This window comes from Neisseria sp. HMSC068C04 (genome assembly GCF_001810105.1).
GTDB lineage: Bacteria > Pseudomonadota > Gammaproteobacteria > Burkholderiales > Neisseriaceae > Neisseria > Neisseria flavescens_B.
In genome coordinates, this window is the sequence record NZ_KV799966.1 from 23,171 (window position 1) to 37,928 (window position 14,758).

The following is a 14,758-nucleotide window of genomic DNA, read 5'->3' on the forward strand; positions in this document are numbered from 1 at the left end:
TTTTTAAAACAATGTGGTTTCTTTTTGCTTTTGTCTTCGCCGTCCTCATCTTCTGTTTTGTCGGCAAACGTCCTGCCCGCCTGCTCAAGCGCGGTCAATTCGTACGCGCCCGACAAATTGAAATAAAAGGGAAATGGTTTTATTTTGAAGAGGTTGCCTTCGCCGATTATCATCAGGCATTGCACCATTATTTCTACCTGATTCCCCAATTTTCCGACCGAAAAGACCTGCTGGAAACCAAATACAGTTATCTGGATTGGACGGATACAACCCTGCGCTTTTCCGATTGCACCCTGCAACTCGTCCGCCGCGTGGATAAAATCGTGCTGATTAAAAGCCACACGCCCATGAGCATCGCTGAATTTGAGCAACTGACAAAAGGGATTTGAGCGGTTTTAAAACGTAGAACGTGCCTCTGTTTTGGCAAAATTTAAGGTCGTCTGAAACTGTCAGACGGCCTTTTTATTTATCCAAACGCTTATTCCCATTCAAACTTTATCTCAACAATTCATCGGTAACGCGTTGCAGCAAGCGTAGCCCGCCTGCGTAGTAGGGTGTGTGCGGAACGCACGCACGCCGTTCCAGTTTTCAGACGACCTTCAACGCTTCTTCCGCTTTTTGCAGGGCGGTTTGCTCGTCGGCTTCGACGATGTAGTTCACGCCCAGCGCGGGGGCGAGTTTGGACGATTGTTCGCGGAAGAACGCCAGTTGCGCCGCGTCGGGTTCGATGAGGAGCATGGCGGCGCAGCGTTCGGCGAGTTGCGGCCGGTGTGCCTTTATCCATTCGATGTAGGTTTTGCGGTCGGCAATGCGCTGTTCGTCGCTCACCTGCCGACGCATGGGGGTGCAGACGGTGGCGAAGCGGGTGTTTTGATTTAACAGGGTTTCGAATTCGGTCAGCCAGTCGGCGAAGTCGGCGACGTGGGTCAGGTCGGTCAGGTAGATGGTGCCTTCGGGCAGGGTTTGGGCGGGGGTGAAGTAGTGCATGGGGTTCCTTTGGGTGTTTTTGGGGTTGGGTGCAGGTTGGATATTGTTGATGATTAGACTTCTTGTGCCGTCATTCCCGCGCATGCGGGAATCCAGACCCATCCGCACAGAAACTTATCGGATAAAGAAGTGTCTTCGAGTCTCCATTCTGGATTCCCGCCTGCGCGGGGGTAGCGAAGCGGACTTGCGTAAGCTAATGACGGCAGTCGGTTGTTACGGCCGTTTCAGACGACCTTCGTTATTCCAGTAACCGTAGGTAGGGCATTGATGCCCGATCTACGTTTTTTTCAGACGGCCTCCATCATTTCAGCCACGCCTAAAACTTCCATTCCGCGCTCACGCCTACGCTTCTGGGGCGTTGGTAGAGTGCGTCTTGGCGGTCGGCGCTGGAAATGAATATGGGTCGGCGGCGGTTGAACACGTTGTCGGCGTAGAGCGAGATGCGGCCTTGTTTGAAGTTGTAGGCGGTGTAGAGGTTGACTTGGTTGTATGCGCCGATTTTGCCTGATTCGGCATTGTCGGCGGCGGAGTAGTAGCCGCCGTAGAAGCGCACGTCGCCGCCGGCTTCCCAGCCTTTGTCGTTCAGGTATTTCATGCCGATGTTGGCGGTGTATTTGGGTGCGCGGCCGAGTTTGTTGCCTTCGATGCCGCTGTCGGGATAGCTTTTGATTTTGGTGTTGAGCAGCCCCAGTCCGGTGGTGAGTTTCAGGCTGTCGGTCGCCTGCCAGTCGGCGGCAAGTTCCGCGCCGTAGGTGTGGACTTTTTTGGCGTTGCGGATGACGACGGAGTTGGTGCCCAGATAGAAGGGGAGCTGCATGTCGCGGTAGTGGTTCAGGAACAGGTTGCCGGAGAGTTGCAAGCGGCGGTCTGCGCTGCGCCAGCGGGTGTACCACTCGTAGTTGTTCACATATTCGGGTTCATAAGTGTAGGTTACGACAGGGCGGCCGAAGGTGATGCCCGCTCCGCCGGGGTTGTAGCCGCGCGCGGCTTTGATGCCGCTGACCCATTGGTCGGTGGGTTTGAAGGCGATGTCGATTTTGGGCAGGAACACGGTCTGGCCTTTGTCTAAATCAAGGTGCAGTGCGCCGCTGCCGCCGCTTCGTTTGTGCGTTTCTTTTTCAATGCGGGCGGCGGCCGTGATGTCCCATTTTTCGCTGGGGCTGTATGTGGTTTCGGCAAACAGGGCGCGCACGCTGTTGCGGTCGTCAAAGGTGTTGCGGCCGCCGACGCTGCGGATATCTACCCATTCGTCTTGTTTGCTGCGGAAGTAGTGCAGTCCGGCAAGGCCTTTCAGACGGCCTTTGTTGGAAAAATGCAGTACCGGTTCCCATTGCAATTCGCGGCCTTTGAGTTCGGCGGGCACGCCTTGCGGGCTGACGGTCATCGGTAGGTGCAGCCGCTCGTTGTGGTAGCGGCCGTAAACCAGTTTGTTTTCCAGTTTCAGATAATCGTTAAGCTGCCACGATACGTCCCAGATGCCCGATGTCGAGCCGGTTACGAACACGGGCTTTTCTTTTAAAAAACGGCGGCTGGCGGTGTTGCCCATGATTTCGTTTTGCGGCGCGCGCGAACGGATGTGGTTCAGTGTCAGACGACTGTAAAAATCGGGATGGTTTTCGGGCGTGAGCAGGAGTTTGAAGCGCACGTTGGTGTTTTCCACGCGGCGCGGGTTGCCGGTCGGTTCGTAGGACACGAACGGTTCGTAGCTTTCGCGCTGCTGCCGCTCCGCGCTCAGGCGGAAGGCAAGGTTGTTTTTTACAATCGGGCCGGACACGACGCCGGCGACATTGCGCGTTTTCTGGTTGCCCAAACCCAAGCGCAGCGCGCCTTCCCATTCGTCGGTCGGGTCTTTGGAGCGCATCACCACAGCGCCCGCCACCGCGTTCTGCCCGCGCACATGGCTTTGCGGTCCGCGCAAGACTTCCACCTGCTGCATGTCCCACAGCGACTGCGTGCCGAAGGCGTATTCATTGTAAGTGGCGGAGCGGCCGTCTATAGAGAGGTTCAGGCGCGGCCTAGTGCCCGCGAAAAACGCCACCGCGCCGACGGCGGGTCCCGAGCCGTCCACGCCGCGCACGGTCGGCAAATCGTTGCCGCTGCCCAAGTCCACCGTGTTCACAGTCTGTTTGAGCAGGTCGGTCGCAGAAAGGTTGTGGCCGCTGCGGTCGATGTTCGGCGTGGTGAAAACGCGGTTGGATGTGGCGGTTTCAAAGCCGCTGCGGTTGGTGCGTTCGCCGGTGACGACGACTTCTTCTAACTGCACCTGTTCCGCATCTTGCGCCGCATCGGCGGCATAAATCCATTCGGAAGCAAAGGCGGCGGCAATCAATAGAGGCAGGCGGCGGAGGGAGGGTTTCTGCATTTCCTTATCCTTTTAGACGGCATACGTCGGAGCTGATTGAACATCAGATAATCCAACCGCTTCGGCAGTATGCAAATATTTGTGTTTACACATTTACATAAAACAAACTATTAATGTAAAGTATAAGAAATAAAAAACAGGAATGCAAGTGTTTATCATTCACTTTAATTCCTCTCTTATAATAAATTGTCTAAAAAAATTCCTTCTCCTATTTTAGGGAGGAGAGTGATTCTGTAACCTTTATGAATTTGGCCTACTAAGTATCTGGCAGCCTCTATTCAGTAGCGCAGTGAAGGAACAAGGAAAGAGGCCGTCTGAAACGCCGCCGTATTGCCATTGACGCTGTGGGGAAATATGATGAGTATCCTGCTTACGGATAAATTTAATGAAAGCCCTTTATGAACAAAATCAAAATCTTCTTAATGTTATGAACGCCAGCAAACAACAAATCATCATCGATGTTGCCTACCGACTGTTTCGCGAACAAGGTTTTTCCGCCGTATCTGTGGGCAGCATCTGCGCCGAGGCCGCCGTCAGCCGCGTTACCTTTTACAAATATTACAGCGGTAAAAACGCGCTCTTGCAGGAAATCGTTACCGAGCAGAAAAACCGAGTCCGTGCCGAATTTGAAAATCTGCTTGCACGGCAATGCAGCCTGCGCGAAGCCGCCGAAGCCGTGTTCGCCCTGCAAAAACAATCGTTTGAGGAACTCTATTCCTCCGCCTTCCTGCGCGACATTGAGGAGAATACCGATTTGGAGCTGGAGCGATTTTTCCACGAATTGAACGAAGAAAAATACGCTTTTATGCGCGGCTTCTTCCATACTCTACAACAACGCCGCCTGATTCAGCCCGATTTGCCGGTGGAGCTCATCGACCTGTTTATCCGTCAGGCAGATATATTGATGTACCATCCGCAATTGGCCGCGCTTTATGCCGCTGCGCCGCAAAAGCTACCGCAGGATATATTAGGATTGCTGCTGCACGGTTTGTCAGGGAAAGAATAGATAAAAAAGAATAGAAAAAATTTCAAATATGAATATTCAGACGGCCTTTCAGTAAATAGCTACCGAAAGGCCGTCTGAACGTTTCAACGCGTTTACATACCGCAGGTTTTGGGTTTGTTTGCCAAAATATTGATGACTTTGCGTTCGGCTTTTTGAGGTTCGATTTTGATTTCGCTTTCGTCTTCTTCGCTGCCGTCGGAGAAACGTTCCGGCATTTTTTCGCTGTCAAACGCCAAGTCGCCGCCGTGTTTCAGGCTTTGACCGCGCTCCAAGCCGACAAAGTCGAAAAGTTCGGTATCGGCCAAATGCGATGGAACGACGTTTTGCAGGGCGGAGAACATAGACTCAATACGGCCAGGGAAGCGTTTGTCCCAGTCGCGCAGCATATCGCCGATGACTTGGCGTTGCAGGTTGGGCTGAGAGCCGCAGAGGTTGCATGGGATAATCGGGAATTGCTTCAGCTCGGCGTATTTGATCAAGTCCTTCTCTTTAACATACGCCAGAGGACGGATGACGATGTGTTCGCCGTTATCGCTCACCAATTTGGGTGGCATGGCTTTGAGTTTGCCGCCGTAAAACATATTCAGGAACATGGTGGCGAGGATATCGTCGCGGTGGTGTCCCAAGGCGATTTTGGTGCAGCCCAATTCTTTTGCAGTGCGATAGAGGATGCCTCGGCGCAAACGGCTGCACAGTGAGCAAGTCGTTTTACCTTCGTCCAACACGCGTTTGACTGTCGAGTAGGTGTCTTCTTCAACGATTTTGTAGGGAACGCCGATGCTTTCGAGATAGGTCGGTAATACTTCTTCAGGGAAGCCCGGCTGTTTTTGGTCGAGATTGACGGCGACCAGTTCAAAATCAATCGGTGCGCTGGCTTGAAGCTGGCGCAGAATATCTAAAAGGGCGTAGCTGTCTTTGCCACCTGAGAGGCAGACCATGATTTTGTCGCCCGGCTCGATCATATTGAAATCGTTAATGGCATCGCCAACGGCGTGGCGCAGACGTTTGCTGAGTTTGTTGTTTTCTAATTCTTGCTTGGTTTTTTTGGACATGGCTGTTTGTGCTTTGAAATAATAGAAAAATTTAAGGGCGGTATTGTACCGCAAAAGAATAAAGGCCGTCTGAAAAACTGTACTTGCTTGGTTGAAGCGGCGTTTTCAGACGGCCTGAGGATTGTGTTTTATTTGATTTGAAGGGCGGTAATTTTGATTTCAACCTTCCAGTCGGGCGAAGCCAGTTTCGCCTCCACGCAGGCGCGGACCGGAGCGCGTTCAAGGGCTGTCCATGCGTCCCAGGCTTCGTTCATGGCGGCGTAGTCGTTCATATCGGGCAGATAGATGGTGGCCTCCAAAATATGGGCTTTGTCGGATTGGCATTGGGCGAGCCATGAATCGATTTGTGCCAAAACATTTTCAGTTTGCGCTTTGGCATCGGCTTCAGGATTTTCGGGAACCATGCCGGAGAGGAAAACTAAGCCGTTGGCTACGACGGCTTCCGAATAGCGTTTACTTGCACCAAGATAGCGGATGTCCATGTTGTCTCCTGATTTCAAAAAGAAGGTATGGTAACATTGCAGTTGTTTACGTTCCACATTTAAGAGGGGCCGTCTGAAAAGGGTGGCGGAAAACAACCATGAGTAAAGCAGAATATCCGGTTACGCAGGCAGTGCGCTTTTTACGTAGTAAGAAAATCGATTTTGTCCCTTATGTTTACGCGTATGAAGAACATGGCGGTACGGCGCGTTTTGCCGAATGTACGGGCAAGCCCGAGCATCAAGTCATCAAAACGATCGTTTTGCAGGATGAGCATAAAAAAGGCTTGGTTGTTTTAATGCACGGCGACAAACATATTTCCACCCGCAATCTGGCGCGTGAACTGGGCTTGAAACACATCGAGCCGGCAACGGCGGATCAGGCGGCGAAATGGACAGGCTATTTGGTCGGCGGTACGTCGCCATTCGGTATGAAAACCGCATTGCCGGTTTATGTGGAAGAAAGCATTTGGGCTTTGGACGAGATTTTTATCAATGGCGGCAAACGTGGGTTTATCGTGGGCATGAAGCCTGAAAACCTGCGGACGCTCAATCCGCAAAATGTTCATGTTGCAGTGGACGCGTAAAGGAGGGAATACGGATGGAACAAGTGAATTTATACGAAGTTTTGGGCGTGTCTCAGGATGCTGATATCAGCGTTATCCGCGAGGCTTACGGCAAATTGGTGTCCAACCCGGATATTCAGAAAGATGCGGAGCGGTTTAAAGCCATCGGACAGGCGTTTGAAGTATTGTCTCATCCGGAAAAACGTTTGGCTTATGATGCGGCTATGCAGTACGAGCGTCAGGAAACCAATACCGACAACTTCACTAATATGGCGACAAATGTGGTCAATACGCCCAACTCTGACGTGAAAAACTATGTTTTTATTGCTTATGTTACATACGCTGTGGGCTTATTAATTTTGTTTACCCCCGTTGTCGGTGTGATTATGGCGTATGTTAAACGCGATGAGGCTCAAGGCAGTATTTACGCCAGCCATATCGATTATTTGATTAAGACATTTTGGGTGTCTTTGGTAGGCACAGTTTTGGGAACTTTTACTACACTGATCTTAATTGGTTGGTTGATTCTGTTGGTAACTGCCATTTGGTTTATTTACCGTGTAGTCATTGGACTGATTAAACTGAATGAAGATAAGCCCGTCTCCACTCAAGGATGGTTCTAAAGCATGGCATATTTATTGGCAAGTATCGTTTGCAGCGTGTTGGTTTCAGTACTGCTGAAAGTGGCGTGCAAGCAAAAAATCAATATCGAGCAGGCGGTGGCGGTGAACTATATCGTTGCCGTCACTTTGACCATGCTGGTGTTAAAGCCTGATTTGAGCAATCCGCAGGTATTTTTACCGACTTGGTGGCTTTTTGCGGCCTTGGGTATATTGCTGCCAAGCGTGTTTGTCATTATGGGCAAATCGGTAGATGCGGCAGGTATCGTCAAATCGGATGCAGCGCAACGCTTATCGCTGTTTCTGCCGATTGTCGCTTCATTTACGCTTTTCCATGAGCAATTGACTGAAGGCCGTCTGATCGGTTTGGTATTGGCATTTACGGCACTGTTTTTCTTGCTTTGGAAAAGCGATGGCGGCAAGAAATCCGGCGGCTTCAACACGCAAGTGATGCTGCTTTTAGGAGTCTGGTGCGGCTACGGTGTCATTGATATTTTGTTCAAACAAGTGGCCAAAAGCGGTACCGCGTTTGCCGGTAATTTGCTGGTGGCGTTTTGTTTGGCCGGTGTCTTGATGTTTGGCTACCTGTTTGCCAAAGGAAGCAAATGGACTAAAGAGGGCATAGTGGGCGGAATGATTTTAGGCTGCCTGAACTTTTTGAATATTGTTACCTACATTTCGGCACACCAAATCATGAAGGATAATCCGACCTTGGTATTTGCCGGTATGAATATTGGCGTGATTGTTTTGGGTACGCTGATTGGTGCGGCAATATTTAAAGAAAAAATCAGCAGCATTAACGCAGCCGGTATCAGCATTGCTATTTGCTCGATAGCCTGCCTGTTTTACTGGCCGCAGATTCGCAGCTTGGTAGGCTAAAAATACTTATGCCGTCTGAAAATTTTCAGACGGCCTTATTTTTATTATAAAATAGCCATTCATGCGCCGATTTGGCCGTATGGAAATTATTTTGCGCTTACGGGCGTTTCTATGTTAAACAAAGAAGTTGAACTCACACAATAATATCGATAGTTACATCATGAAACATATTCAAAAACACATTCAATGCGCCGTTCTCGGCATACTGGTATTGTCCGGCTGCCAATCGTATCAGGAAGATCAAAGCCGCCGCAGTAAAATGGCTCAATTCGCGCTTAACCATCCCGTAGCCGCCCAAGTTATCGGCATGGAAGACGAAGGCTTAATCAATATGACCAGCAATGCCGCACGTTTTGCCGAGCGTTCAGGTTTGGATGACAAAGCAAACGGCGACAGCAGGGGGACACAAGTCAATGCCGTACGCCAAGCATTGTGGCAGGCGGCGATTGCTTCCAAATTCGACAGCATTATTGCAGAAAAAGCAGGTAATGCGCGTCTGACGGATATGGAATTGCGTGAAGGTAAAGACGACTACTTCAGCCGTTACCTTGCCGACCAAGCGGTCGATCAGCGCAACAACCGTATCGGCCGCAGTATCGGCAGTGCCAAGCCCGACAGCGATATGAAAACGCTGGCGGCAAGCATTTTGTTCTACTACAACAAAGTAGGCTTGTGGACGGCTTCCGAAGTGAACAACCGTTGGCACATCAAACAGGAAAAACTTTCAGACGGCCAGTATGCCGAGGCATTGAAAAATATCGCCAAATTGGATCAAAACGGCATGACCGAACAGGAACGTAGCGGTTATAAAACCAATACGCTCAGCGAAATCAAGCGTTCGGTTAAGGCCATGCGTCAAGTCGAAGACTGATTTTAAGACTTCATCATTTAAAGGCAATTATTATGAATTTTCCTCCGCGTTATGTCTCAAACACCCGTATGCGCCGTATGCGTAAAGACGATTTTTCACGTCGCCTGATGCGCGAGCATACTTTGACGGCAGATGATTTGATCTATCCGGTTTTTGTATTGGAAGGCCAGAATCAGGAAGAGGCAGTGCCATCCATGCCCGGCGTCAAACGCCAAAGTTTGGACAAATTGTTGTTTACCGCTGAAGAAGCACTGAATCTCGGTATTCCTATGCTGGCTTTGTTTCCCGTGGTAACGCAAAATAAAACCGAGTTTGCGGAGGAAGCTTATAACCCTGAAGGCTTGGTGCCGACAGTGGTACGAACCCTGCGCGAGAAATTCCCAGAGCTGGGTATCATGACCGACGTTGCCTTGGACCCTTATACCATTCACGGCCAAGACGGTTTAACCGATGAAAATGGCTATGTCCTCAACGATGAAACCATTGAAGTTTTGGTAAAACAGGCTTTGTGTCATGCTGATGCAGGCGCACAAGTTATTGCACCATCCGACATGATGGACGGACGTATTCTTGCCATCCGCGAAGCCTTAGAAGATGCCGGACATATCCATACACGCATCATGGCATATTCTGCAAAATATGCTTCAGCTTTTTACGGTCCGTTCCGTGATGCCGTCGGCAGCTCCGGTAATTTGGGTAAGGCAGACAAGAAAACCTACCAAATGGATCCTGCAAACACTAACGAAGCCTTGCATGAAGTAGCATTGGATATTCAAGAGGGCGCAGATATGGTAATGGTAAAACCGGGTCTGCCGTATCTGGATGTCGTCCGTCGAGTCAAAGACGAATTTGGCGTACCGACTTATGCTTATCAAGTTTCTGGCGAATATGCCATGCTTCAGGCAGCCATTCAAAACGGTTGGCTGGATGGCGAAAAAACCATTTTGGAAAGCCTGTTGGCATTCAAACGCGCCGGTGCCGATGGTATTTTGACTTACTATGCGATTGAAGCGGCAAAATTGTTGAAGAAGTAAAATAAAGAAATAAATTAAAAAAACGGCAAACAGTGTTTATCCTGTTTTGCCGCTTTTTTATATTACTTAAGATTGGCTCTATAAGAACCGACTAAAGTTCATTTTTTAAAATCTAAAAAATCTTGTATAGTCATTTTGACCAAATAAAGGCCGTCTGAAAAACAGTTCTCTGATTTTTCAGACGGCCTTATATGATTAAACCTTAGTGGTGGCTACACCCGCCGTGGGTTTCACGCAAAGCTTCGGCTGCTTGCTCGTCTGCGTGGTAGCTGGAGCGAACCATTGCGCCAATGGCGGCATTGGTAAAGCCCAATTCGTATGCTTCTTTTTCAAAAACTTTGAATTGGTCGGGCGTTACATAGCGCAAGACGGGCAAGTGGCCGTCTGAAGGTTGCAGATATTGGCCGATGGTAATCATCTCGATATTGTTGGCACGCATATCGCGCATGATTTCGCGCACGTCCTCGTCTGTTTCGCCCAAGCCGACCATGATGCCGGACTTGGTCGGGATATGGGGCATCATTTCTTTGTAACGGCGCAGAAGCTCGAGGGAATGTTGGTAGTTGGCACCCGGACGGGCTTTTTTATACAGGCTTGGATGGGTTTCCAAGTTGTGGTTCATCACGTCGGGCGGTGTTTCTGCCAAGATTTCCAGTGCGATGTCCAGACGGCCGCGGAAATCGGGAACGAGGATTTCAATTTTGGTATTCGGGCTGGTTTCGCGGATGGCTTTGATGCAGTCGGCGAAGTGTTGAGCGCCGCCGTCACGCAGGTCGTCACGGTCGACGGAAGTAATCACGACATAGCGCAAGTTCATGGACTTGACGGATTCGGCCAAGTGTTTAGGCTCGTCAGGGTCCAACATATTGGGGCGGCCATGGCCAACGTCGCAGAACGGGCAACGGCGGGTACAAATATCGCCCATGATCATGAATGTGGCCGTACCCTTGGTAAAGCATTCGCTGATATTTGGACAAGATGCTTCTTCGCACACGGTATGCATTTTTTGTTCGCGAAGAATGTTTTTGATTTCAAAGAATTTCTTGCCCGGTAATTTGGCACGGATCCATTCGGGCTTTTTCAATTTTTGTTCCAATGGAACAACTTTAATCGGAATACGTGCAGTTTTGTCTGCACCTTTTAGTTTGATGCCGCGTTTGGGGTCGTGTTTTACTTCTTCACTCATGGTGATGTGTTCTTTCTGTCGTTATAAAGGCCGTCTGAAAAGCTTATCGTAGTCTTTATGACCTAAGGGCTTGTGGGTTCAGAGGGACTGTTAAAGGATGGCGTTGGAGCTGAATATTTTCAGACGGCCTTATGCCAGCTCTTTTTGTAAATGCTTGGTCAGTTTGTCTGCAACCTCTGCCAAACTGGGTGCCGGAGAGACATAGTCGGCAATTTGGGTCATTTCCATACCGGCATAACCGCAGGGGTTGATATGGGTAAACGGACTTAAATCCATGTTCACGTTGAGGGCCAAACCGTGGTAAACGGAGCCGTCTTTGATACGCAGGCCCAGGGAAGCGATTTTACGCTCACCGACATAAACGCCGGGACGTTTGGGGTCGGCGGCTGCTTCGATGCCGTATTCTGCCAAGGTGGCGATGATGCTGTTTTCAAGTGCGGAAACGATATGGCGGACGCTGGTTTTACGGCGTTTGAAATTGATCATCGTATAGATGACCAATTGACCTGGGCCGTGATAGGTAATTTGACCGCCTCTGTCGATTTGGACAACGGGAATATCGTCGCGGATGAGGAGGTGTTCGGGCTTGCCGGCCAAGCCTTGGGTAAATACGGGCGGATGTTCGACCACCCATAATTCGTCTTCGGTATTTTCGTCACGCGAGGCATTAAATGCTTTCATGGCTTCGAAAGTCGGCAGGTAATCGACCAAGCCTTTGTGCACGATTTTCATTACAGCACCACTTTTACCAATTCGTGTGAAGTCAGGTCGCGGTAGATATTGTCGAGCTGCTCTTGGTTGTCGACATTTACTTTGACGGTTGCGCTGGTGTAGTTGCCTTTGCTGCTTGGGCGCGTAGTAATGTGGTGCGGCTCGGTATCGGGAGCATGTTTGCGCACGGTTTCCAAGATGGCGGATTCAAATTCCGGATGAACTGCGCCCATGACTTTTACAGGAAAGGTGCAAGGGAATTCAATCAGTGATTTTTTTTCAGTTGAGTCTGTCATGGTTTACTACCTTGTTTGGTTTGCCAGGGCCGTCTGAAAAGTTTTCAGACGGCCCGAAATCCGATATATTTTATCGTAAACGTTCATATCGGGCTATTAAAAATGATGTTTTCGAAAATAGGTGCGGATAAGCTGTTTTCAAGTCTTGAAATGCAGCGCTTCAGCCCAATTTTGAGCTACATTCTGATTTAACAATGATTGAGATTTCTAACTATGCCGACAAAAGACAAATATTTCGAGGAGTACAGTGCGCTGGCTACCTTGCCTTTACGCGATGTCGTGGTGTATCCGCATATGGTATTGCCGCTGTTCGTCGGTCGTCCTAAATCGATTGCAGCCCTTGAGGCGGCAATGGCCAATGATGATCCGGTTTTTCTGTTGGCCCAGCTTGACCCTAATACAGAAGACCCTAAAGCTGAAGACTTGCACCAAACTGGCACAGTCGCCCAAGTTTTGCAGGTTTTGAAACTGCCTGACGGTACCGTTAAAGTATTGGTAGAAGGTATCCGTCGTGCGCGCGCATTGACGGTTGACGAAACAGGCGGACTGTTTTTATCCCATGTTGAGGCGATTGATGAAAACAGCGACAAGGACAATCCCGAAATTGAAGCCTTGCGTCGTACCTTGCTGACTCAATTTGAGCAATATGCGAAATTGAACAAAAAAATCCCTGCCGAAGTTATCAGTACCATCAGTAGTATCGATGACAACAGCCGTCTTGCCGATACTATTGCCGCGCATTTGCAGCTGAAATTAGAGCAGCGTCAATATGTACTGGAGACTGCCGGCATTGTTGATCGTTTGGAATTTCTGCTGGCGCAGTTGGAAGCCGAACTCGACATCATGCAGGTCGAGAAGCGCATCCGTGGCCGTGTAAAACGTCAAATGGAAAAATCCCAACGTGAGTATTACTTGAATGAGCAAGTAAAAGCGATTCAGAAAGAATTGGGCGAAGAAGACGAGCGCGACGAGCTGGATGCGCTGGAAAACAAAATCAAAGAAGCAGGCATGAGCAAAGAGGCTGAAGAAAAATGTCTGTCTGAATTGAAAAAACTGAAAATGATGCCGCCGATGTCTGCGGAATCTACTGTCGTGCGCAACTATATTGATACTTTGCTTGAGCTGCCGTGGAAGAAAAAATCCCGTGTCAGCAAAGATATTGCCAAGGCTGATTTGATTTTGAATGCCGACCACTATGGTTTGGAAAAAGTCAAAGAGCGCATTTTGGAATATTTGGCTGTTCAAAAACGTATGGACAAGCTCAAAGGCCCGATTTTGTGTCTGGTTGGTCCTCCGGGGGTGGGTAAAACTTCCTTGGGTGAGTCGATTGCCAAAGCCACAGGCCGACAATATGTGCGTATGGCGTTGGGCGGCGTGCGTGATGAAAGCGAAATCCGAGGCCACCGCCGTACCTATATCGGCTCTATGCCAGGCAAAATCCTGCAAAACATGGCGAAAGCGGGTGTGAAAAATCCATTGTTCCTGCTTGATGAAATCGACAAGATGGGCAGCGATTTCCGTGGCGATCCGGCCAGTGCATTGCTTGAGGTGCTGGATCCTGAGCAAAACAACAAGTTTGCCGACCACTATGCCGAAGTCGATTATGATTTGAGCGATGTGATGTTTATTGCCACTTCAAACAGCTTGAATATCCCGACTCCGCTGCTTGACCGTATGGAAATCATCCGTCTGTCCGGTTATACAGAAGACGAAAAAATCAATATCGCCATGCAATACCTTGTGCCGAAACAAATGAAGCGCAATGGTGTGAAAGAAGGCGAGTTGGTGGTTGATGAAAGTGCGGTGCGCGATATTATCCGTTACTACACCCGCGAGGCCGGTGTCCGTTCGTTGGATCGCGAAATTGCCAAAATCTGCCGCAAAGTAGTGATGCAGGTTACTTTGAATGAGGACAAGAAAAAAGCGTCCAAATCCAAAACAGTAAGCAAGGCCAAGCCTAAAGCGATTAAAGTTACTGAGAAAAATCTGCATGACTATCTGGGCGTGCGCCGTTTCGACTATGGTGTGGCCGAAAGCGAAAATCGCATCGGTCAGGTAACCGGTCTGGCTTGGACCGAAGTCGGTGGCGAGTTGTTGACCGTTGAGGCGGTTGCCTTGCCGGGCAAAGGTACGATTCAATGTACCGGCCAACTGGGCGATGTCATGAAAGAATCGGTATCGGCCGCATGGTCGGTTGTCCGTTCACGTGCTGAATCAGTGGGTCTGGCTCCTGATTTTTACGAGAAGAAAGACATTCACATCCATGTACCTGAAGGTGCGACGCCGAAAGACGGTCCGAGTGCAGGTATCGCCATGACTTTGGCGATGGTTTCTGCCTTTACCAAAATTCCGGTGCGTGCAGACGTGGCGATGACCGGCGAAATCACTTTGCGTGGCGAAGTCTTGCCTATCGGCGGTTTGAAAGAAAAACTGCTGGCTGCTTTGCGCGGCGGGATCAAGCATGTATTGATTCCAAAAGACAACGTCAAAGATTTGGAAGAAATCCCTGAAAATGTCAAAACCGGTCTGACTATTCATCCGGTAAAATGGATTGATGAAGTGTTGGCTTTGGGCTTGGAAGCTCAGCCTGAGCAATGGGCGGCTGAATTGACGGTTGCCGAGACCCCGCAAACTTCTAAGGCGAAGTCAAGAACAAAAGCAACCAAGCATTAAGTTGGCCGTCTGATGTTGCAAAAAATGTGGTTTTGC

Annotated in this window: 15 protein-coding genes; 8 read left to right on the top strand and 7 right to left on the bottom strand. The window is 49.6% G+C overall.

Annotation, left to right across the window (positions count from 1 at the left end):
- Positions 1-11: 11 nt before the first annotated feature.
- Complete coding sequence (locus tag HMPREF2700_RS07215) at positions 12-389, top strand: hypothetical protein (RefSeq protein ID WP_070591237.1); 378 nt, start codon at positions 12-14, stop codon at positions 387-389.
- 199 nt (positions 390-588) lie between these two features.
- On the opposite strand, the gene HMPREF2700_RS07220 is transcribed toward HMPREF2700_RS07215, so the two are convergent.
- Both HMPREF2700_RS07220 and HMPREF2700_RS07225 read right to left on the bottom strand, forming a co-directional pair.
- A complete protein-coding gene (locus tag HMPREF2700_RS07220; protein ID WP_070591239.1) occupies positions 589-987 on the bottom strand; it encodes an extensin in 399 nt (132 codons plus the stop codon).
- A gap of 316 nt (positions 988-1,303) precedes the next feature.
- Complete coding sequence (locus tag HMPREF2700_RS07225) at positions 1,304-3,349, bottom strand: TonB-dependent receptor (protein ID WP_070591241.1); 2,046 nt, start codon at positions 3,347-3,349, stop codon at positions 1,304-1,306.
- Between the two features lie 385 nt (positions 3,350-3,734).
- Here HMPREF2700_RS07225 and HMPREF2700_RS07230 point away from each other — a divergent pair, with 385 nt between their 5' ends.
- Positions 3,735-4,355: a TetR/AcrR family transcriptional regulator gene (locus HMPREF2700_RS07230; protein ID WP_070591243.1), complete on the top strand. Its 621-nt coding sequence runs from the start codon at positions 3,735-3,737 to the stop codon at positions 4,353-4,355.
- A 92-nt stretch (positions 4,356-4,447) separates the two neighbouring features.
- On the opposite strand, the gene ttcA is transcribed toward HMPREF2700_RS07230, so the two are convergent.
- Together ttcA and HMPREF2700_RS07240 are read right to left on the bottom strand one after the other, a co-directional pair.
- Entirely contained in the window at positions 4,448-5,407 is a 960-nt protein-coding gene (gene ttcA / locus HMPREF2700_RS07235; RefSeq protein ID WP_070591316.1) for a tRNA 2-thiocytidine(32) synthetase TtcA, read from the bottom strand.
- 128 nt (positions 5,408-5,535) lie between these two features.
- The gene (locus HMPREF2700_RS07240; protein WP_070591244.1) at positions 5,536-5,889 is read right to left on the bottom strand and encodes a RidA family protein; all 354 of its coding nucleotides are present in this window, start codon (positions 5,887-5,889) and stop codon (positions 5,536-5,538) included.
- A 98-nt stretch (positions 5,890-5,987) separates the two neighbouring features.
- On the opposite strand from HMPREF2700_RS07240, the gene ybaK reads away from it, so the two are divergent.
- From ybaK to hemB, 5 genes are all read left to right on the top strand, one after another.
- Positions 5,988-6,473 carry a Cys-tRNA(Pro) deacylase gene (gene ybaK, locus HMPREF2700_RS07245; protein WP_049349836.1) on the top strand — a complete coding sequence of 162 codons (486 nt, stop codon included), beginning with the start codon at positions 5,988-5,990 and terminating at the stop codon, positions 6,471-6,473.
- Between the two features lie 14 nt (positions 6,474-6,487).
- On the top strand, positions 6,488-7,075 hold the full coding sequence (locus HMPREF2700_RS07250) for a DnaJ domain-containing protein (RefSeq protein WP_070591246.1): 588 nt from the start codon (positions 6,488-6,490) through the stop codon (positions 7,073-7,075).
- A 3-nt stretch (positions 7,076-7,078) separates the two neighbouring features.
- The gene (locus tag HMPREF2700_RS07255; protein ID WP_070591247.1) at positions 7,079-7,951 is read left to right on the top strand and encodes a DMT family transporter; all 873 of its coding nucleotides are present in this window, start codon (positions 7,079-7,081) and stop codon (positions 7,949-7,951) included.
- A gap of 160 nt (positions 7,952-8,111) precedes the next feature.
- Positions 8,112-8,822, top strand: a complete 711-nt coding sequence (locus HMPREF2700_RS07260; protein ID WP_070591248.1) for a DUF6973 domain-containing protein — start codon at positions 8,112-8,114, stop codon at positions 8,820-8,822.
- Positions 8,823-8,854: 32 nt separating this feature from the next.
- Complete coding sequence (hemB, locus tag HMPREF2700_RS07265; RefSeq protein WP_039863499.1) at positions 8,855-9,856, top strand: porphobilinogen synthase; 1,002 nt, start codon at positions 8,855-8,857, stop codon at positions 9,854-9,856.
- 202 nt (positions 9,857-10,058) lie between these two features.
- Here hemB and lipA read toward each other — a convergent pair whose 3' ends face one another.
- The 3 genes from lipA to HMPREF2700_RS07280 all read right to left on the bottom strand — a co-directional run bounded on the left by lipA (position 10,059) and on the right by HMPREF2700_RS07280 (position 12,049).
- Positions 10,059-11,042, bottom strand: a complete 984-nt coding sequence (lipA, locus tag HMPREF2700_RS07270; RefSeq protein WP_070591250.1) for a lipoyl synthase — start codon at positions 11,040-11,042, stop codon at positions 10,059-10,061.
- A 129-nt stretch (positions 11,043-11,171) separates the two neighbouring features.
- Positions 11,172-11,774: a lipoyl(octanoyl) transferase LipB gene (gene lipB, locus HMPREF2700_RS07275; RefSeq protein ID WP_070591251.1), complete on the bottom strand. Its 603-nt coding sequence runs from the start codon at positions 11,772-11,774 to the stop codon at positions 11,172-11,174.
- Positions 11,774-12,049 carry an HP0495 family protein gene (locus HMPREF2700_RS07280; protein ID WP_049328369.1) on the bottom strand — a complete coding sequence of 92 codons (276 nt, stop codon included), beginning with the start codon at positions 12,047-12,049 and terminating at the stop codon, positions 11,774-11,776. Before HMPREF2700_RS07280 ends, lipB begins: the two co-directional genes overlap by 1 nt.
- Positions 12,050-12,262: 213 nt before the next feature.
- Here HMPREF2700_RS07280 and lon point away from each other — a divergent pair, with 213 nt between their 5' ends.
- Positions 12,263-14,722, top strand: coding sequence for an endopeptidase La (lon, locus tag HMPREF2700_RS07285; RefSeq protein ID WP_070591252.1), 2,460 nt, complete (start codon positions 12,263-12,265; stop codon positions 14,720-14,722).
- Positions 14,723-14,758: the final 36 nt, after the last annotated feature.